A 20,722-nucleotide genomic window follows, 5' to 3' on the forward strand; every position below is an offset into this window, starting at 1 on the left:
TCTTCTTAGGTTAAACGCTGTGATTACTGCATTGTGTATTTAATAATTGATTTCATCGCTGCATCTCTGCCTTCCCTTTATTCAATTGTCAGCTATCGTATTACTTCCGGTATTTATTCCATATATCAATATATTACACAATCATACACAATAGCGCAGTATATTTGTTAACAGCTTAAGCAATTAAGCGGCGATGATAAAAATTCTGGCTATGCGCTTTACTCACATACAGGCAGAGCAGCAGAATAAAACGCCATTGCCCCGGTACGGCGGCAATGGCGTTGCAACAAAAACAGTGTGAATACAACGCTGCGTGCCGCTTACGGCTACAGCAGCCAGCTTTGCAGTACTTTTTTAATCAACTCCATCTTTTGCGGCGAAATCGCCTGCATCTGCGCCGGAATATTACCGCTTTGCAGCTGCTGCAACAGGCTGGCGATTTCCGGCTGGCTGCGGCTGGCAATATTTTCCGGCAGATACTGGTTGATTTCCAGATCGCCGAGACCAAGACGGTTGAGCGCGGATTTACCCATCTGCTCTACCGCCTGATCGTAAATATCGCCGCCGCTGTTGTTGTAAAAAGCCTGCGCAAGGGTTTGCGGATCCTGTGCACCGCTCTCCAGCAAGGCAGTACTGTTTTGCGCGCTAATGCGGCTGTTTTGCTGGTACTGGCTGATTTGCTGGCGTAAATGCTCGGCCAGACTGTCTTTGCTGATGTCTTCCAGACCGGGCGGCTGCATCAGGCTCGCCTGCGGCAGCGCCGCTACCGGATCGGAATAAACGGTCATCCCCTGTTTAAGGGCTTCCTGCAGCTGCTGCTTATCCAGTGTGCCGGCTTTAGCCTGCTGCACCGCATTTTCCAGTTGTTTCTGATTCTCGGTAACCTTATCCAGCATTTGTTTCACCTGCTCAGCCTGCTGCTTCAGCTGGGCATTGGACTCTTTCATCTTATCCAGCGCCTTTTGCTGCTCGGTAAGCAGCTCGCGGATTTCATTCAGATTCTTGATGGTTTCATCACTGTTCTGAATAACCTGACCGAGGGTTTTGTCGAGAAATTCCTTATCGGTCCACGGCTTCTGCTTGTCATATTCAGCTTTAATCTGCTGGGTGGCGGTTTGCAAATCCTTGGTGAACTGACGCAGCTTTTTCAGGTTGTCAGCAGTCGGCAGAATTTTACCGGTATCCGGATCGATAGCCAGCGCCTGATAGTCCTGAGTGAGCAGCCCCCATGCGGCTCTGTCTGCATCGGTAACAAACAGCTCGGGATTATTCAGACCAATCAGAATATAGGCCGGATTGCCGTATTTCACGCTCATATAGGCGCTGCGGGCAATCCCGGCTATCCCGACCACGCGATTCGCCAATAGCACCGGCGACAGCGGCTTATTCGAAAAGCCGCCGCTGAACACCAGACGGTGGGCAAAATAGCTGGTAAACGGTTCACGGCTTTGCAGCAGCGAATCATGCATAAACCAGGCACGCGAATCATGAATCTGGTCGTCGAAAATCTGCACCATCTGCGGATAATTGGCGGAATATTTTTCTGCATGGTTTTTCAGCCGGTTTATAATCGCCGTTTTCTCACTCAAATCTGCCTTTTGCAGCCGCTGCCAGATATCCATCACCGAACTTGTAGCCAGTTCGAGGCCGTGGAGATTCTTCTGATAACGCTGGCGCAGGACATCGAGCAGAGTACCGGTAACCAGTGCGCCTTTATCGGCATTCTTGAACATCTCGCTGATTTCCTGCGTTGAATAATCCCATGGCATTTTGGTTTTATTCTCGCCTTTCTGCCCTTTACCGTCTGCCGGTGCACTACCGCCTGCCGGCGGGCCTGAGGCAACAATATTTTTTGCCAGTGGCGGCAGCGGAAGGGTATTGGTATTACCCGATGCCGGCGTTTTAAGATCAGCAACTTTTGCGCCGAAATACAGCTCATCGCCATTATCATGAATGTCTTTGTATTCGGCCGCCTCGTCGTCGTTATTCAGCATATACATGCTGCCGGCAAACAGGGTATCAAGCAGGAAACCGGCGGAAAGCATATTCTCCAGATGAAATTCATGCAGATAATCGGCTTTGAAATCCTTGGCGCCTTCAATCAAGTCCCAGCCGTCGTTGCCGGGTACGTAATTTTTATTGATAATGCCGTCGAGAAACTCCTGCCGTTTTTCTTTCGGAATATCTTCCAGACCGGCCTGTTTCCACATTTCATCATTATCGGCAACCGGCTTATCGGGGAAATTGCCTTTACCGGCTTCGTTGGCTTCTTTACGCCCTTTATTGATAATATCCGTACGACCGTTTTTGGTGTCTTTGTCTTCCTTTTCTCCGACGCTGCCATCCTTCGAAAGCTGTAAACCAAGGAAACGCGCATAGCCGGCGATACCGGAGCGTACCCAGCGCAGAATCCGGTAAGCAGTGAAATGATGGACTTGCTTTTGCAGTGCGGTGCTGATATTTGAGGTTTCCAGTGTTTTCAGCCAAGCATTGAAACGTTCTACCATTTCTGGTTTAGTTGCAAATTCATCATCAACATCATCACTCATTATTTCATAGTTTTTTAACTTATAACGTGTATGCTTCTTTACATCTGTAGCTAATTGTGGATGTTGCATTGATACCTGTAAAGGCATACCATGCTCCCAGCAGCGCGCATACATATCATGCAGGGTAATTTGTGACAACACATGCCCCATACCATAATTACTCTTAAACTGCTCACCGGGCGGATAGCCACCGCCAATATCGGAATGCACACCAGGATAGATATATTCCTTGAAATTGCCTTTCGGATAACCGCCATCAACACAGATACTGTCAACCGAGAAGCTTTTGCGCTGCTCATGCGCAGAAACAAAGTGATAACAGTTTTTAATAAAGCCGGCGCTGCCGGCGCGCTGCAGCGACATGGTGCCATGCGCCCATGAACAGTGACCGGTTACCATAGCCACCAGCGGCGACATACCAACTGTTGCAACGGTATCAAACAAACCACACATCTCCACATAAATCGGGATACCGAGCAGTTTCAGTTCTATGCCTTCATAGGGTTTTTCTGTTTTCTTATCATCGGCCTTAGCCGGTTTGTTGCCTTTGGGAGCATTGGCGCTCATGGTAGCAGCCTGCGCCTGCACCCGCTGCATGGCGGCTTTGGTAGCGCTGCTGTTTACCGGCGCGGCGGCGGTAGGAGCCGGCTGCTTGGCTTTATTATCCTTGTCCTGCTCATCTGATTTGTCTTTGTTTTTCGCCTCGGCTTCCTCCTTGGCTTTAGCCTCTGCCGCAGCGCGGTCGTCCTTACGCTGTTTGATACGCTCTTTCGCCTGCTCCGCCATCAGCTTTTCCAACTGCTCGCGTGCGTCAGCATTTTCATCACGGTCGAGCAGATAGTCGAGCAGCCAGTTCATAAAAGTGCGTGCCTCGGCGGCACCGCGGGAAAAGCCGACCACATACAACTTAATGGCATCGGGTAATGGTTTGGAATCCGGGCGCTGCAAGGTATCCAGAAAGCTGTCGAGCTGGCTTTTGCGCCCGGCACGCGAATCCATGCCCTTTACCATTTTCTGCGCGGTTTCCAGCGGTAGTTTCTGCTCATTAAATATTTTACTGATACCTAAGCTGGCACATAAACGGGTTAAACCCCAGTTTATCCGCGCCTGGCCGAACTTTGCCAGTGCCTCGCCGAGCATTCCCGGATCATCATCGCCGATTTCTTCAAAACGGGTGCCGACGCCCTGAATATAATGCCTGAACCAGCCGTATTTAATCATTTCCTCATTACTATCATTATCGCCGGGGCGACCACCTGCACCCATACAGGCATGAAACAGGCGCGCAGCATTGGAAGTACGCGGATAAGTATACGGCTTAATCAGCTTTGCCTGCTGAGCTGCGGCTTCTTTAAGCGGATCAAGCTGTTCTTCGGTCGGTGGTGTAGCACCCGATACCACGCTGTCAGCTTTTTCATGGTTATTGGTGCCATCAAAAAAGAAATTGATTTTAAGCACTTTCTGGCACGGCTTGGCTTTAGTGCGATCAACAAAATTATTGTCTTTGCGGTTTTCCTGAATGCTGCTGATTGAAGCCGGCAGGCGACCACCGGCGGCAGTAGGAAACTCATCCGGTTTAAGCACGCCCGGCCACTGAAATTCAATCGGCTTAATCGTCGGCAAATACGGCTTAAGCTTATCGCCGATCTTTTTTCCGATACTCGGCGGTTTGTCCAGAGCGGGCACTCCCGGCCCGGTTTGCGGCAGAAATTTGTCGTCGGGCTTGTTACCATTCGATGTTGTTTTCGCCGGTGTTTTAGCGCCCGGTTTTTGACCTTGCTGCGAAGCTGCCGGCTTATTCTGCTGGTTTTGCCCGGACTGCGGTTTTTTCGGGTTGGCAGGAGGCGGATGATTGGCAGCATCGGCAGCGTCACCATCCTTATAAATTCCGAAATCATTCTGCTCTGGCGAGTGGCCGGCAGTGATGCTAGTTATATTGATTTCTTTATTAAACGGATTATTCGGCGTTGGCAGCGGGGGTTTACCACCACCCGGCTTGCCCGCTCCTGCGGCACCGGCGGGTTTATCTCCTGCACCCGGCTTACCGCCTGCGGCACCACCACCGGCAGGCTTTCCGCCTTCACCCGGTTTACCGCCGCCGCTAGCTCCCGGCTGCGGTGCACCGGCAGGTGCATTCGGCTGTTTTTTATTATCGTCGTTACTCGCCATAACTGGTTTCCCTCTTTAACTAAGAAATACAAATAAGCTGAGTGCCGGTGGCCGGTAGTACTTCGTATTGTGAGGCAGGCTGATTGTATTTGCCCGGATGCCGACGCTGCTCCCTGGTCTGTGCATTTGTGCAGATATAAGCGCTATCTGAATGCACCGTTTTCATAACCGCTTATTTTAACATATTTAATACAATTTCTGTATTTTTGTTTACATAATTATAAACAAAAATACAATATAAAAAACGCAGCCATACCGGCAAGCTGCGGTATGGCTGCGAAAAATTAAATAATTTTTTATTTACTAGGCGTAGGAATTTTGCCCTGCCGCTCCAGTTCCTTTATATATTCCGGCAGAATCACCTGCTTAATATTTGTCCGTTCCTGCTTGATTGCATCCATCTTAGCTTTATTACGCCGGTAATCCGCCATGGATTTGATTGACGGGCGGGGGGTACACAGCTTCTGGCTTTTCTTAAATAGTTCAAACTGTTTCTTTACCGCTTCGCGGGTATCATCATCTGTAGTACCGTAATCAATATATAACTGATTACAAGCCAGAAAATGGACAGTAATATTACTTACTTTGCCAAAATCATCACCGGCAGACGGTGGCGGTGGTGGTAATGGTATTACTGCGGAATAGTTTTCATAATATTGCCTCATTATACTTTTTTGACTTTCATCAAAATTAACTCCCGGCATATCTAACATACGGGCTTTCCAGCCGGGGTAAGGTAACACTCGCCAGTTAATACGCGCAGTCATACCCGGCTTCCATTTCGCCTGCAGATAAGCTGCACCACAAGTAGATCCCCCCCCAAAGCGTTTTTTACCAACCTCATAATCGTCAACACCATTAGTATTCGGAATGCAGCCACCATTGATTGAACCACCAGAGATATTTTCATAGACGTATACAAGTGCCTCCACCGGCGCAGCATAAGCTTTGTTTTTACCGGAAGTAACGCCGACAAAAGGTTCAAATCCTCCGCCACAAGAAGTAACAGCGGTTACCGACAATAGCAATAAGCTCAGCCGGATAAGGCGGCTTGCCGTAAATATTTTTCTTCCAGACATTTGATTCTCACTATTCTTAAATTGATACGGTATTTTTATGCAAAATTCGGTGTTAACTTTGTATTAGCAGCCGTGTCTGTTTTTTCTGCTTTATGCCGGTTTTGGTTGATGGTATCGCTTCCGGCTTTTACTACCTATATCAATATTTTACACAATTACCACTACCGGCGCAGAATATTATTTATATTAATATGCTGAATATAATTAATTTTCCGAACTAAGACATTATTTATGTATCTATTAATTTTTTACAGCATAATATTGCGATATTCTGATTTTTATTTGTTTTTATGGCTATGCGGGATTAATTCCGTTGTGGTGAAAGTGTCCGTTGCAGCGCCGGCGATGGCTGTCACTGTTGCCAAATCAACCGGCGTACTAAGCAGCAAAAACCGCCAGTCTATTTACCAGTAACCGGCAGCTTGCCCTGCTGCTCCAGTTCTTTAATGTACTCCGGCAGAATTACCTGCTTAATATTTGCCCGCTCCTGTTTGATTGCATCCAGTTTGGCTTTATTGCGCCGGTAATCCGCCATGAATTTGATTGACGGGCGCGGTGTGCATAGTTTCTGGCTTTTCCTAAATAGTTCAAACTGTTTCTTTACTGCTTCACGGGTATCATCATCTGTAGTACCGTAATCAATATATAACTGATTACAAGCCAGAAAATGCACTGTGATATTACTTACCTTGCCAAAATCATCACCGGCAGACGGTGGCGGAGGTGGTAAAGGAATTACCGCTGAATGATTTTCATCATATTGACCAATAATAGCTGATTCTTTTTCATCAAAATTCACACCGGGCAAATTTAACATTTTTGGATGCCATTTAGGATATGGTAGCACTCGCCAGTGAATTCGCGCAGTCATACCTGGTTTCCATTTCGCCGGCAAATAGGCAGCGCCGCAAGTTGCACCTCCACCAAAGCGTTTTTTACCAACTTCATAATCATCTACGCCCGGTGTTTTGGGAATACAACCACCATTGATTGAACCACCAGACATATTTTCATAATTGTATTCCAATGCCTCCACTGGCGCCGCATAAGCTTTGTTCTTGCCGGACGTAACGCCGACAAAAGGTTCGAAACCTCCGCCACAGGAGGTAACCGCGGTTACCGACAATAGCAATAAGCTCAGCCGGATAAGGCGGTTTGCGGTGAATATTTTTCTTCCAGACATTTAATGCTCACTATTCTTGAATTGATACGGTATTTTTATGCAAAATTCGGTGTTAACTTTGTATTAGCAGCCGTGTCTGTTTTTTCTGCTTTATGCCGGTTTTAATTGATGGTATCGCTTCCAGCTTTTATTACATATCAATATTTTACACAATTACAGCTACCGGCGCAGGATATTGTTTACATTAATATGCTGAATATAATTAATTTTCCGGACCAAGACATTATTTATGTATATATTAATTTTTTACAGCATAATATTGCGATATTCTGGTTTTTATTTGTTTTTATGGCTATGCGGGATTCATTCCGTTGTGGTGAAAGTGCCGGTTGCAGCGCCGGCAGCTGTCACTGTTGCCGTTGCCAAATCAACCGGCGCACCAAGCAGCAAAATCTGCCCGTCTATTTAGCAGTAACCGGCAGCTTACCCTGCTGCTCGAGTTCCTTAATATATTCGGGCAGGATTACCTGCTTAATATTTGCCCGCTCCTGCTTGATTGCATCCAGCTTGGCTTTATTGCGCCGGTAATCTGCCATGGATTTGATTGATGGACGTGGGGTGCATAGTTTCTGGCTTTTCGCAAACAATTTGTAATGCATTGGCGTATTTCTGCCTTCTTCTACTGTACCGTAAGTAATATACAATTGATTACAGGCCAGAAAATGCACTGTGATATTTGCTACCTTGCCAAAATCATCACCGGCAGATGGTGGTGGAGGTGGTAATGGGATTACTGCTGAATAGTTTTCACTGTATTGCTGAATAGTAGCACGTTCATTTTGATCAACATTCACACCAGGCAAATCTAATCCTCTCGCATGCCAGCCCGGATATGGCAAAACCCTCCAGTTAATACGTGCCATCATGCCCGGTTTCCATTTCGCCGATAGATAAGCTGCTCCACATGTAGAACCACCACCATAACGCTTTTTACCTACTTCGTAATCGTCGACACCATTAGTATTCGGTATACAACCACCATTGATTGAACCACCGGAAATATTTTCATAGACGTATACAAGTGCCTCCACTGGTGCAGCGTAGGCTTTGTTTTTGCCGGAAGTAACGCCGACAAAAGGCTCAAACCCGCCGCCGCAGGAGGTAACTGCGGTAGCCGACAGTAGTAATAAGCTCAGCCGGATAAGGCGGCTTGCGGTGAATATTTTTCTTCCTGACATTTAATGCTCACTTTATAGATATAAAAGACAATATTAGTTTCTGTGGCCTACAGATTTAATCAATAATAGATAGCGGACTATCATCCGATAAATGCGCTTACTGTATTTTATCTGCACTAAATCTGTTTGTTATTGAATTAAACAAACAGTATAGCAATGGATTAATTATATTGAGCAATGCTAATTCACTCTCAACAGATTGAATATTATATTTAATTTTTGCTGATGAAGGTTTGATTTATGTCGAAAATTTGTATATGAATCAATTTATTATGATTGATGGAATTGATATTTCTTCTTTAGGATTGGTTGTTGAAATAATTTCGATAAAGTTGATTATAAATAATTAATGAGGATCGTTGAAAGACGCGCCGGCTCTCTGTAATCATTAATATATAATTAAAATGTATCTGTTAATCATTTGATATATAAATGAAAATATTCAGGACTATAATAGTTATCTGATAGCTAAAATTTTTTCGATATGTAACAAAATGTATAACTCAGAATATTAAGCTGAATTAATGATGAATTTTATAAAAAATTTATTTTGTTCTTATCTTACCCGGATTTACTGGGTTTATTTCAGCCGCAGATAATTGGGTGGCTTCACTTTTTTTACCCGATATTTCAGTGGATTTTGGCAGCCCTATTTCTCAGGCAAGTATTATTTTAACTGCATATCTCTTTCCGTATGGTGTGCTGCAACCGTTTTATGGTTTTTATAGTGATTGGTATGGCTGTAAGAAGATTCTATTACTCCTCTTCAGAAGCAGAATTAATTAAATGTTTAGAAAAAATTTTATATCAGTCAGGCTGAGTTAAATAGATTCGCCGCAGAAATTTTTTAATGTATTTTCAAATTATTATGAAGAAAAAGTGTACATCGGTAATTGCAAAAAATAAACTTAAAAAATCTGATAAAGAATTGATTAAATATCGTGATTTACAGTGTGACTTTGCTTATTCGTTAGGGGGTGGAGCAATTGGTAATGCTCTAAATATGTTAAAATACACTTATTTAGCTGAACTAAATTTTCAACGAACAAAACAACTTGATCTTTATTGGTCTGATTGTTTGTAACTGCTATAAAATTTTTTCTATTTATTGCTATTGCATAAAAATAAAGTTATATATTGTTATTCTTAGTATGTAATAAGACATTCAATAAAAGATTGATATAGTTATGAAACTCACTTTTTTAGGAACAAGCTCAGGCTCACCGACCGCTGAGCGCAATGTCAGTAGTATTATGCTTGATCTCCGACAAGAAAGAGGACGATTATGGCTTTTTGATTGTGGTGAGGCAACTCAAATGCAAATGCAGAAAGCAAAATTCAGCTTAGCTAAATTAGAGATGATATTTATAACACATTTGCATGGTGATCATCTGTTTGGTTTACCAGGTGTTTTAACTACACGTTCATTAACTCAAAATCAATCGGAACTAACTTTGATTGGCCCTAAAGGTATCAAACAATTTATTCAAACTGTGATTGATATTAGTTATTCCTGGATAACTTATCCTTTAAACATTATTGAACTTGATCAAGATGGTTTGGTATTTGAAGATACTAAATTACGGGTTGAAGCCAAATTATTGGCGCATCGGGTACCTTGTTTTGGTTATCGTGTTATTGAAAAGGATTCATCACCTGTCTTAGATATCGACAAATTACAGCAAGATAATATTAATCCTGGTCCACATTATGCCTATTTAAAAGAAGGTAAAACAGTAACACTAGCTGATGGTCGTGTCATTGATGGTCGTAATTATCTTGGTGATTTTAAACAAGGGAAAAAACTGGCTATTTTAGGTGATACAGTACCTTGTGATGCTTCAATTGAATTAGCTAAAGATGTTGACGTACTTGTGCATGAAGCAACGCATGAAAGTGCATTAGGACAAAAAGCAATTGAGCATGGTCATTCTACCACTGTTCATGCAGCCACGATTGCTAAACAAGCCAATGTTAAAAGATTGATTATAACGCATATAAGCCCTCGATATTCTCTCAATGACAATGCTAAATTAGTTAATGAGGCTAAGAGCATTTTTATCCATACTGAAATCGCAACTGATTTTGCCACGTTCCAAGTATAGAAAAATATGCCGACATTATCGGCTAGTTTGCTGATGTTTCAATTAGTATTAAAGTTTCGCAAGAAAAGCTCATTGAGCCTGAAATTTATAGATTTTGTAAAAAATATTCAGGAGTCTGTACCGTTTCATTTTTTATTCAGAATAAAATCATTAAATACCCATTACTTTAGAAAAAATAAGAAATATGCTGTATATTTCTTATTTTTTGTCCATAGCAGATTTTATTTAGTAATAAGCATGGATAAACTTTAATGATCTGTTTTAAATTAGCATTCCTAATTTTTTCATCCAATTCACATAATCATCTGCACTTTTATCTATATCTTTTTGTGTAATTTTATCCGGATAGTCTGGCTCATTATTTGCGCCATAAATTGCAAAAACGGGCTGATAATCAGCCTGAACGTAATTTATTGTTAATTCAAAGGGGCTGAGAATTTGCTCAAGTGTATATTTATAATGTCCTGTTTGAGAATAGTCTGCTTTCTTTATACCTGCCGAAACAGCTAAACCTACTTTTTTACTTTTTAATTTATCGCCTAAGGCACCAAATGCCCATCCATAAGTGAAAACGTCATCTAACCATTGTTTTAATAATGGTGGACAATTAAACCAATATATCGGAAATTGAATTACCAAATTTTGATGATTTTCAATTAAGTTTTGTTCGAAACCAGAGTCTATTTTATAAGAGGAATAGTAAGAATATAAATCATGTATGGTTACTTGTTCATGATACTGATTTAATCTATTAACCCAACATCGGTTAACACTCGAAGAGGCTAAGTGAGGATGAGCAACAATCACTAAAGTGCGTTTCATTGTTAATTATTCTTTCTATATTATTATCAATAATTAAGTCATACTAATATTAATACGATTAATTTTGAAGTACGGTAATTACTGTTATGTACTATCTTTATGGAAAGTGTGAACATGGAAAATCATCATTGTGCCGAAGATCATTTTGAGGATAGTGGATTTAATTACACACTCTCAATGATTCGAGGTAAGTATAAAATTGTTATTCTTTATTGGTTAAACGAAAATCAACCCTCAATGCGATTTAATGAACTTAAACGAAGCATTAATCATATTTCTTTTAAAACACTGAGTAATACCCTTAAAGAGATGGAAAAAGATAAATTAATTTTTAGAAAAGAATATCCGCAAATTCCACCTAAAGTGGAATATGGGTTATTAGAACGAGGTAAATCTTTAGTTCCTATTTTAGATATGCTTTGCCAATGGGGAAATAATCATAAAAATGACCTATTATCATAATCTGAAAAAACTTTATCCGCCGACATTGTCGGCGTATTTATATGACTAAAGGCAGAATTTGGTGGCGGAGGGATTGGTAATCCTGGAAGCTTTAAATTATCAAATTCTATTTATGGTATTTCTTTGCCTGATCTTTATTCCTCTGCTGATTACAATACGCAGTAAAGATATATAAATCAATATATCAGACTATATTTAAGCTTTAGTATCAATGTGATAGCTGATGTAGATGCAGTTATACGGAATTCTTGCATAATCAGTTTGTTAGTTTATCTTGAGTTTATTGTGTTATCGATATAGCGGTATTTTTATGTGTATGGATTTTCTATATAAGTTTTAGCGATAAGCACGGATATGCGGCTATTGTTCAGAAAATAAGATTTCTGCTGTGTCTGATAGTGATACACGGAAAAAAACAGTGTCCTATATCCGCTGGATTAAGCGGTATTATTATAAACGGAATACTGCTTGAAGATGCCGGATTGACGGTGAATGCAGGCTCTGCCCTGCTATCAGGAAAAATTTTTATCCGGCGGTATAAATCATACCTGTTGCGACTGGGCTGATACAAAAAAAACGCCACCGCATTTTTGAAAAATGAAGTGGCGCTTATTACTGCACTATATAGTTATAAGTGTTAGTTATAATTATATATTTTTGTATGTCTATGTTATTTACTTTTAACTTATACTAAATAAATTTAATCCGTACAGCAAGTGTTTTTTTCAGTTTTATGCTTTAGTTGCGATTTTAAAATTATAGTGTTGGAAAGTAACTACAGTATAACCAGTACAGTAATAATTACGGACGAAACTATCACTATATACTGGTACGTGTATGCTCTAAATTGCAGCAATAACACAAAAAAAACCAAATTCAGCAAGAATTTGGTAAGGAAGTTTATGGCAATAATGGTTTTTAGTATGTGTGTGTTCAGTTGTTTATGGTTTGTTGTTGCGGAGTATGTAAGTTAAGCGATTTAATTGTCCAGTCGCGAATACGCTGTACCAGCTCGGGGTTTTGTTCCAGTTTCTGACCATAGCTCGGTATCCATTCATGCAGTTTTTGCTTCCATTCGCCGCTGACTTTATCGGCAAAGCAGTGTTCGAGTAATTCAAGCATAATGGATACGGAAGTAGAAGCACCCGGAGATGCGCCTAAAAGAGCAGCCAGTGTACCATCGGTAGATTTCACCAGCTCAGTACCAAATTGCAGCACGCCACCTTTTTGCGGATCTTTTTTGATTACCTGTACGCGATTGCCGGCAACGGCCAGATGCCAGTCTTCATCGCGGGCTTCGGGATAAAAGGTACGTAATTCCTGCATGCGGTCGGTAAAGCTTAATCGTACCTGCTGTATCAGGTAATGCTCAAGGGCGAAGTTATGTACGCCGACGGTGAGCATGGGGCAAATATTGGCAAAATTCAGAGTCTGGAACAGATCTTTAAATGAACCGCATTTGAGAAATTTGGTGGTAAAGCCGGCAAAAGGACCAAAAAGCAATGCATCTTCGCCATCGATAACCCGTTTATCAAGATGCGGTACACTCATCGGCGGGGCGCCGACTGATGCTTTGCCATATACTTTGGCATTATGCTGTCTGACAATTTCGGGATTTTTACATACCAGCCACTGACCGGATACGGGAAAGCCGCCGTAGCCTTTGCTGGCTTCAATCTGGCTTTTCTGCAGCAGTCTGAGGGAGCCGCCACCTGCGCCGATAAATACAAAGCGGGCAGATACTTGTTGGCAGGTTTGATTAATTAAATCTTTGATTTTCAGGTGCCAGCGGCCATCTTGCTGTTTCAAGTCGATAATTTCGTGTTGCAGATGCAGTTGACAGCCGTGACTGGTGAGGTTGTTAATCAGGATGCGGCTTAAGGCGCCGTAATTGACATCGGTACCCAGATCCGACCAGGTAACGGCTATTGGCTCACTGTTATCCCGCCCCTGCATCATGAGCGGCACCCACTGGCTAATCTGCTCTTTATCTTCGGTATAAACCATATCCTGAAACAGGCGGTATTGCTGCAAGGCGGCAAAACGTTTACGCAGAAAAGCAACATCAGTTTCACCGCGTACAAGGCTCATATGCGGCACACTGCGGATAAATTCACTGGGATTGGCAATCATGCCGGCATCGACAAGTGATGCCCAGAATTGTTTGGACAATTCAAACTGTTCGATAATTTTAATTGCTTTGGATACTTCGATTGTACCGTCTTTCAGCTCAGGGGTGTAGTTGAGTTCGCATAGGGCTGAATGACCGGTACCGGCATTATTCCATGCATCTGAGCTTTCTGTAGCCACTCCAGCGAGACGTTCGTAGATATTAATCTGCCAGTCTGGCTGTAACCCCTTAAGAAAGGTTCCCAGTGTCGCGCTCATTATGCCGGCGCCGATTAATACTACGTCTGCTGAGCTATCGCTATTGGTGTTTTTCATAACGCAAACTCTTTTCTCTTCTCTTCAGGCTACTCTGATTAAATGTTTATCTGGAAGTTCGCACACGGAGTAATCAATATTGGTGTGATTTACTTGTTTTTGACTTAAATCATTGACAATAACAAGTGGTTAATTTAAGCACTTTTACTAACAGGCAGCAATAGCAAAATACGGTATGTACCAGACTCTATGGCTTTTTATTAACTATTTTATTGTTTATTAAGAAAATTGTTTTTTATTAGCATGACAATGCTATTTTATAGTAACAGCAAATGATTATATCTTTATTGTTTTAAATTAATTTTTATATATTTTTATACAAATTTTTACAAATCAATAACAAGGGTATTATAACTATACCGGCTATGACCGCTGCGGTTATGGCTATTTTTTCTGTGCCTATTGTTGCAAACGGCTTACACACAGCGCACTGATGGCGGCGGCCAGTGCATTAAACAGTATCGGTATCCAGTCCAGCGGCCAGCTAAATAGCCAGTTTTGCAGGAGTGCGACTGAAAAGGCAATAATGGCTGCGGCTGCGGCTGCGCTGAGCAGAAAGCGCGGCAGACGCCAGATAAAATAAGAGCAGAATACGGCCGCCAATAGTGAAGGGACTAACGCAAAAAGCATGCAGCCACAGATAAGTACAAGAATAAGCTTGATATCATTGAAATTAAGTAAGCTGATCTGCATCAAGGGCAGTTCACTATTGGCGCGCCAGTAAAATAATATAGTACAGAATAAAGCGGTGATGATTACACTGCTTAGCGTTTGCAGCATAATTGCGGGCAGTCTGGCCAAAGCTGATGGATGATGGGTATGGATCTGCTTGTGCTGCATGATGCTGTCCCGTTCTGACCGGCCGGCTAACAGGAGCCGGCTTGTGTTATTCAGTGTACCTGACAATGCCGTATGCAAGTATGCTGTCTGGTTATTAAGTATCTCTGACTACTCCGGCATGATACTAGATACTTTACCGCAGCCGGTGCAGAAAAAGCCAGTGATTAAGCTTCGCTGGCACCAAATAACAGATTTTCTTTAATCGCACGGATTTTGTCCCGAATCTGTGCTGCCTCTTCAAACTGTAAATCACGTGCAGCAGCCTGCATGGCTTTTTCCAGTTTGGCGATTTCTTTAACAGCATCATCTTCGTTATGGATTTCTCCGACTTTGAGTTTGCTGCGACCTCGCCCTTTGCTGCCGTTTTCATCGTGGTAAACGCCATCTATCAGGTCGCGTACCTGTTTTTTAATTTGCTGAGGCACGATACCGTGTTCTGCATTAAAGGATATCTGACGGGCACGGCGGCGCTCGGTTTCGTCTATGGCGGCTTTCATGGAATCGGTAATTTTATCGGCATACAGTATAGCTTTACCGTTAACATTGCGTGCAGCGCGACCTATGGTCTGAATCAGGCTGCGGTGACTGCGCAGAAAACCTTCTTTATCCGCATCCAGAATTGCCACCAGTGAAACTTCGGGAATATCCAGCCCTTCACGCAGCAGGTTAATGCCTACCAGTACATCAAACAATCCCAGACGCAGGTCACGAATGATTTCTACCCGTTCGACGGTATCAATGTCACTGTGCAGATAGCGCACTTTTACACCCAGCTCGGCGTAGTAATCGGTAAGCTGTTCGGCCATGCGTTTGGTTAGCGTGGTGACCAGCACGCGCTCGCCCAGCTCGCGGCGGATATTGATTTCCGAGAGTAAGTCGTCTACCTGTGTAGCCACAGGACGGATAATGATTTCCGGATCCACCAGACCGGTGGGTCGCACCACCTGCTCGACTACCTGACCGGCATGTTCTTCTTCATATTTCGCCGGTGTAGCCGACACAAATATGGTTTGCGGCATCACCCGCTCAAATTCATTGAATTTTAACGGCCGGTTATCCCGCGCAGACGGCAGGCGAAAGCCATAATCCACCAGATTCTGCTTACGTGAAGCATCGCCCTTGTACATACCGCCAATCTGGCTGACGGTAACATGGCTCTCATCGATAAACATCAGTGCATTTTTGGGCAGATAATCCATTAATGTAGGCGGCGGCTCTCCTTCCGGTTTGCCGGAAAAGTGGCGTGAGTAGTTTTCAATACCTTTGCAAAAACCCATTTCATAGAGCATTTCCAGATCAAAGCGGGTGCGCTGTTCAATGCGCTGCGCTTCGACCAGTCGTCCTTCATGGGTAAACCATTTAATCCGGTCGCCCAGCTCCTGCTTGATGTTTTCGCATGCCCGCAATACGGTTTCGCGCGGGGTGACATAGTGGCTGGACGGGAATACAGTATAGCGCCCTACCCGCTGTTGCAGGCTGCCGGATATCGGGTCGAACAGCTGCATACGGTCTACTTCGTCGTCAAACAGACTGACACGCAAAGCCAGCTCAGAGCTTTCCGCGGGGAAAATATCAATCACATCACCGCGCACGCGGAAAGAACCACGGGCAAAGTCGATATCGCCCCGCTCATACTGCATGGCTACCAAACGTGCGATGATATCGCGCTGGTCGATTTTCTGCCCTTCTTTCAGGTGCAGAATCATCTGGTGATACTCATTAGGGTCACCAATACCATAAATGGCCGATACAGTTGCCACAATCACCACATCCTGACGCTGCATCAGGCTTTTGGTGGCACTCAGACGCATCTGCTCAATATGCTCGTTAATGGCCGAATCTTTTTCAATAAACAGGTCTCGGCTGGGGACATAGGCTTCCGGCTGATAGTAATCATAATAGGAAACAAAATACTCGACAGCGTTTTCCGGAAAAAACTCACGCATTTCCGCATATAACTGGGCGGCAAGCGTTTTGTTATGCGCCATGATAATTGCCGGCCGGCCGCTTCGGGCAATCACATTGGCCATGGTGAATGTTTTACCGGAACCGGTAACGCCGAGCAGAGTCTGGCCGGACAAACCGTCTTCCAGCCCCTCCAGCAATCCTTTGATTGCAGCCGGCTGATCACCGGCAGGGGGAAATGGCTGGTGCAGTTTAAACACACTACCCGGATACTGAATAACATCCATAAGTTTGTAACCTAAATAAAATTCAACTCAGCAAAAAATCACGGCTGAAACAGCCAAAACCGCCGGCAGCGGTTTTGGCTTATAAATAAGGCCATTACAGGTAAAAAGCAAGTTTGAACATAATGCTTTATATCACTTCTGCCTGCTGAAAAACCGGCTGCTGCCAGACTTTACTTTTTATGGTGGTTTTCTAACAAATCAGTTATTTAATCAGAAAGTTAATATTCCACAGCAGCCAATTATGCATATTATGCCGAGCCTGCCCTGCCGGCCGGTGGTTTTGCGTTGAACGACAGCAGGCAATAGATGGTTGGCGTAATCATACTGCGCCTTGTCTGGCTGTGTTGTAAACCCCGCTAACAGGGATATTTTTATGCGCTTTTCCAGATTGATTTCTGTATTACAGCCATTTAGAAACATTATAATCAAATCATTGATTACACCAACCGGAATAACCGGTGAGTACCGGCAGAATATTGCTATACAGGGGAAAAAATATTATGGGTAAACTTAGTCTGAGCAAATGCCAACCGATCGAAATTGATGCCGATAATCCATTTAAAAACGATGTACTGGGCAGAGAGGAGAATATCACCGTTCTGACTCAATTTATTACCAGCTTTGAACAGTCTATTGTACTGTGTATTGATGGTGGCTGGGGACAAGGTAAAACCACCTTTATCAAAATGTGGCAGCAGTATCTGAAGAAACGGAATATAACTACTATTTATTTTAACGCATGGGAAAGTGATTATACTGAGGATGCCTTAATTGCGCTGATTGGGGAAATTAGTTTATCTATAGAAAAATTAAAAGTTCAGGATAAAACTAAGGCCGAAAAAATCATTGCGCCTATCTATAAATATGCAGCCAAATTTGCTAAAGCTGTTGCACCTTCTGCTGCCAATCTAAGTATCAAAGCTATTTCAGGTGGTTTAACTAATGCTGATGAACTATCCAAAACCTTAAGTGCATTGGGGGAATCACTGGTGAAAGAACAGATTAAAAAATACGAAGAATCTCGGAAAACTTTAAGCAAATTTAAAGAAGAATTAAGTAAGCTGGCAAAATGCTATACGGGTGGCGATAAACAAAAGCCGTTGGTAATTTTTATAGATGAATTGGATCGCTGCCGCCCTGATTTTGCGATTGAGGTGCTGGAAAAAGCCAAACATTTGTTTAACGTAGACAATATTATTTTTGTACTGGCTACGGATAAAACTCAGCTCGGCCATTCTATCAGGGCTGTGTACGGTCAAGGGCTGGATGTTAACGGCTATCTGCGCCGGTTTATTGATTTTGATTATCAGCTTCCGCTATCAAATCGAAAATATATTACTCATTTAATAAATAAATTTTCACTTGGAAAGTATTTTCAAACAAAAGATACAAACGTTCCGGCTAGTGAATTTTTAGTAGATATTGTTCACAAATACACATTAAGCTTAAGAGAACAAGAAGCTCTTTGTAATATTTTTAATGTCGTTATTAGAACGAAAATTAATATTCGTTTAAAAAATTGGACACTTATTATATTTATCTTTTTAATTATATTAAAATTAAAATTTCCGGATATTTATAAAAATTTGGGTAATAAAAATTTTAGTGATTTTCTTGATGAAACAATAAAAAATATTGATTCACATTGTGCTTCAGATGATAAAAATTCTAATTATTATTTGGAATTATTAGAATTTTTATTGTTAAGAACATCACCATATATTTATGATTTATATTCATCAGAAGATGAAATTGAGCAAAATGTAAGAAAATTTAATTTTGATGAAAATAAAATAGAAAGACTAAGTGACATTGAAATTGAATATGAATACGAAAAACCTAGCATAAATTTACAAATGGTGTTAAACATAAAAAAAGCCATTGAAATTTCTAATTCATTCAAATTTAATTAATTTTCCGGATAGGTACTTATCTACATTTTTTATCTTCTGTTTCCGAATGAAGAATTAATATCCAGAAATATTGAAAACTGCTGGCAAAAATAACATTTGAATAAAAAAACCGCCATACAGGCGGTTTAAATATTTATTTTTTCGGTGTACGTTTAGAATAATCAATGGCTTTGTAATAATCTGCACCACTGCCTGCCGGCGGTTTGGCTGCTTTTTTAAGACAGGCATTAATCACTGTTTCATCATTCAGTCTGAACTGTTTACTGTCCAGTTTACCGCTTAAGGCCTGATTTTTGATTTTTTTAGCGATATCGATTAAATCCTCACGTGACATAAAACCAGTCAGATTATAAATCCGGTTCTCTGCAATTTCCTTTTCAAGGCCGTTTCTTTTTATCAGATTATAATATTGCAGCATGCCATTATTCAGATATTCTTCCGGCGTGCCTTTCAGAAACGCCGCTCTGATTTCGGTGGAAACAACATTATCGGCAGCAGATAAAGATTTCTGCCCTTTATAAGCCATGTCATACTGATTGTTGGCTGTGGATACAAAAGCTTTTAATGTAATGCACTGCGGCGGTAGATCATTCACATCGCTGGTTTCATAATTGTATTCTTTGGCAGCGGCACTGGCGGATATACAAAAAAATAAGACTGAGGTAAGCAGCAGTTTGTTCATACGGTTTTCCTGGTTAATCAGATATTGCTTTAACTTTATATATCAAGTCAGATAAAGCCAAAGCTTCCATGCCAACAGCGGACAATAAAACTTAAATTCTGTTTCTCTTAATCCATGATAACTTCACCATAAAGATATCAATGAATGATTAATGTTTAAAGATATAGTTTATATGGTAAATAAGTTTTATATTTTTTTGTCTGCCGAAGTCATTTTCTCCGCATACTGAGCTGATTACTTACCTAAGTGATTTCAGTTAGTCAAATCAGCATTTTTTAGATAAATCTGAATAGCTTTGCCGGTGTATCCCAGAGTATATTGTGTGTCAGCTGTTTATCCTGCAACAGCATATTCAGCTGTGCAGACAGATAATCAGGGGTAATCTGCTGTTCAAATTGGGTATGCGGCCAGTCACTGCCCCACATCAGCCGGTGGCTGCCCAGATTTTCTACTAATAAAGGGATGGCAGAAGCAAAGAATTTATGACCTTCTGCTGCGGCAGCACTAATCCGGTATGCTCCGGACAGTTTACACCATATCATTCCGCTACGCCCCCACTCGAGTAACTGCTGAAAACCATAATCTCGGGCAGGCAGACAATCCAAAGGCCGGCCGAAATGATCAATCACCACTTTCACATCCTGTTTGAGCAGTGTTGCAATCATGTCACTGAGTTTGTTACTGCGGCAATGTACTTCTACATGCCAGTTAAGCTTTTTTACTTTATCAAGCAGATTTTGCCATGAACCGGTTTGTAAATCCGGCTGGACACCATCAATAATATTCAGGCGTATACCGACAATACCGCCTTTATCCAGTGCTGCAAGTTCAGGCATTGTGATAGAGGGCTCAACACAGGCAACGCCTCTGAGACGGGGTTTAGTCTGTGCAATAGCCTGAAGCATAAAGCTATTGTCATAACCCAGAAAACTGGGCTGAATCAATACGCCATGTGTGCAGCCATGAGCATCCAGATGTGCCAGATAATCAGCGAGCGGCGCATTTTGTGCCGGTGTGTAGCGGCGGCCGGACACCATCGGTAAATCCAGCATAAAAACATGGGCGTGGCTGTCTATAATACCCACCGACTCCTGATTCATGTT

The 20,722-nt window shown here is 42.2% G+C and carries 15 protein-coding genes; 5 read left to right on the forward strand and 10 right to left on the reverse strand.

Annotation, left to right across the window (positions count from 1 at the left end):
* Positions 1-326: 326 nt before the first annotated feature.
* The 4 genes from H3V11_RS09545 to H3V11_RS09560 form a co-directional block, all read right to left on the reverse strand.
* Positions 327-4,718, reverse strand: coding sequence for a phospholipase effector Tle1 domain-containing protein (locus H3V11_RS09545; protein ID WP_198224662.1), 4,392 nt, complete (start codon positions 4,716-4,718; stop codon positions 327-329).
* A gap of 296 nt (positions 4,719-5,014) precedes the next feature.
* Positions 5,015-5,797 carry a DUF3304 domain-containing protein gene (locus H3V11_RS09550; RefSeq protein ID WP_198224664.1) on the reverse strand — a complete coding sequence of 261 codons (783 nt, stop codon included), beginning with the start codon at positions 5,795-5,797 and terminating at the stop codon, positions 5,015-5,017.
* Positions 5,798-6,197: 400 nt separating this feature from the next.
* On the reverse strand, positions 6,198-6,980 hold the full coding sequence (locus H3V11_RS09555; protein WP_198207653.1) for a DUF3304 domain-containing protein: 783 nt from the start codon (positions 6,978-6,980) through the stop codon (positions 6,198-6,200).
* Positions 6,981-7,381: 401 nt separating this feature from the next.
* Complete coding sequence (locus H3V11_RS09560; RefSeq protein ID WP_198207655.1) at positions 7,382-8,158, reverse strand: DUF3304 domain-containing protein; 777 nt, start codon at positions 8,156-8,158, stop codon at positions 7,382-7,384.
* A 582-nt stretch (positions 8,159-8,740) separates the two neighbouring features.
* Between H3V11_RS09560 and H3V11_RS12085 the strand changes: the two genes are divergently transcribed.
* From H3V11_RS12085 to rnz, 3 genes are all read left to right on the forward strand, one after another.
* Positions 8,741-8,944: an MFS transporter gene (locus tag H3V11_RS12085; RefSeq protein ID WP_370570183.1), complete on the forward strand. Its 204-nt coding sequence runs from the start codon at positions 8,741-8,743 to the stop codon at positions 8,942-8,944.
* A 64-nt stretch (positions 8,945-9,008) separates the two neighbouring features.
* Positions 9,009-9,242, forward strand: coding sequence for a lysozyme inhibitor LprI family protein (locus H3V11_RS09570; RefSeq protein ID WP_198224668.1), 234 nt, complete (start codon positions 9,009-9,011; stop codon positions 9,240-9,242).
* Positions 9,243-9,345: 103 nt separating this feature from the next.
* Positions 9,346-10,263, forward strand: a complete 918-nt coding sequence (gene rnz, locus H3V11_RS09575; RefSeq protein ID WP_025330012.1) for a ribonuclease Z — start codon at positions 9,346-9,348, stop codon at positions 10,261-10,263.
* Positions 10,264-10,524: 261 nt separating this feature from the next.
* On the opposite strand, the gene H3V11_RS09580 is transcribed toward rnz, so the two are convergent.
* Positions 10,525-11,085, reverse strand: a complete 561-nt coding sequence (locus H3V11_RS09580; protein WP_198224670.1) for an NAD(P)H-dependent oxidoreductase — start codon at positions 11,083-11,085, stop codon at positions 10,525-10,527.
* A 114-nt stretch (positions 11,086-11,199) separates the two neighbouring features.
* Here H3V11_RS09580 and H3V11_RS09585 point away from each other — a divergent pair, with 114 nt between their 5' ends.
* On the forward strand, positions 11,200-11,547 hold the full coding sequence (locus H3V11_RS09585; protein ID WP_198207664.1) for a helix-turn-helix domain-containing protein: 348 nt from the start codon (positions 11,200-11,202) through the stop codon (positions 11,545-11,547).
* A 933-nt stretch (positions 11,548-12,480) separates the two neighbouring features.
* Here the strand turns inward: H3V11_RS09585 and mqo are convergent.
* The 3 genes from mqo to uvrB all read right to left on the reverse strand — a co-directional run bounded on the left by mqo (position 12,481) and on the right by uvrB (position 17,024).
* Positions 12,481-13,992, reverse strand: a complete 1,512-nt coding sequence (mqo, locus tag H3V11_RS09590) for a malate dehydrogenase (quinone) (RefSeq protein WP_084550029.1) — start codon at positions 13,990-13,992, stop codon at positions 12,481-12,483.
* Between the two features lie 399 nt (positions 13,993-14,391).
* Positions 14,392-14,832, reverse strand: a complete 441-nt coding sequence (locus tag H3V11_RS09595) for a hypothetical protein (RefSeq protein WP_084564126.1) — start codon at positions 14,830-14,832, stop codon at positions 14,392-14,394.
* 164 nt (positions 14,833-14,996) lie between these two features.
* Positions 14,997-17,024: an excinuclease ABC subunit UvrB gene (gene uvrB / locus H3V11_RS09600; protein ID WP_084585002.1), complete on the reverse strand. Its 2,028-nt coding sequence runs from the start codon at positions 17,022-17,024 to the stop codon at positions 14,997-14,999.
* A 458-nt stretch (positions 17,025-17,482) separates the two neighbouring features.
* Between uvrB and H3V11_RS09605 the strand changes: the two genes are divergently transcribed.
* Positions 17,483-18,937, forward strand: a complete 1,455-nt coding sequence (locus H3V11_RS09605) for a P-loop NTPase fold protein (protein WP_198224672.1) — start codon at positions 17,483-17,485, stop codon at positions 18,935-18,937.
* Positions 18,938-19,070: 133 nt separating this feature from the next.
* On the opposite strand, the gene H3V11_RS09610 is transcribed toward H3V11_RS09605, so the two are convergent.
* Together H3V11_RS09610 and H3V11_RS09615 are read right to left on the reverse strand one after the other, a co-directional pair.
* Positions 19,071-19,619, reverse strand: a complete 549-nt coding sequence (locus tag H3V11_RS09610; RefSeq protein WP_198224674.1) for a hypothetical protein — start codon at positions 19,617-19,619, stop codon at positions 19,071-19,073.
* Positions 19,620-19,894: 275 nt separating this feature from the next.
* Positions 19,895-20,719 (reverse strand): amidohydrolase, encoded by an 825-nt coding sequence (locus H3V11_RS09615; RefSeq protein WP_198224676.1) that lies wholly within the window; start codon positions 20,717-20,719, stop codon positions 19,895-19,897.
* Between the last annotated feature and the right edge of the window lie 3 nt (positions 20,720-20,722).

The organism is Snodgrassella sp. W8158 (assembly GCF_016100435.1).
GTDB classification, from domain to species: domain Bacteria; phylum Pseudomonadota; class Gammaproteobacteria; order Burkholderiales; family Neisseriaceae; genus Snodgrassella; species Snodgrassella alvi.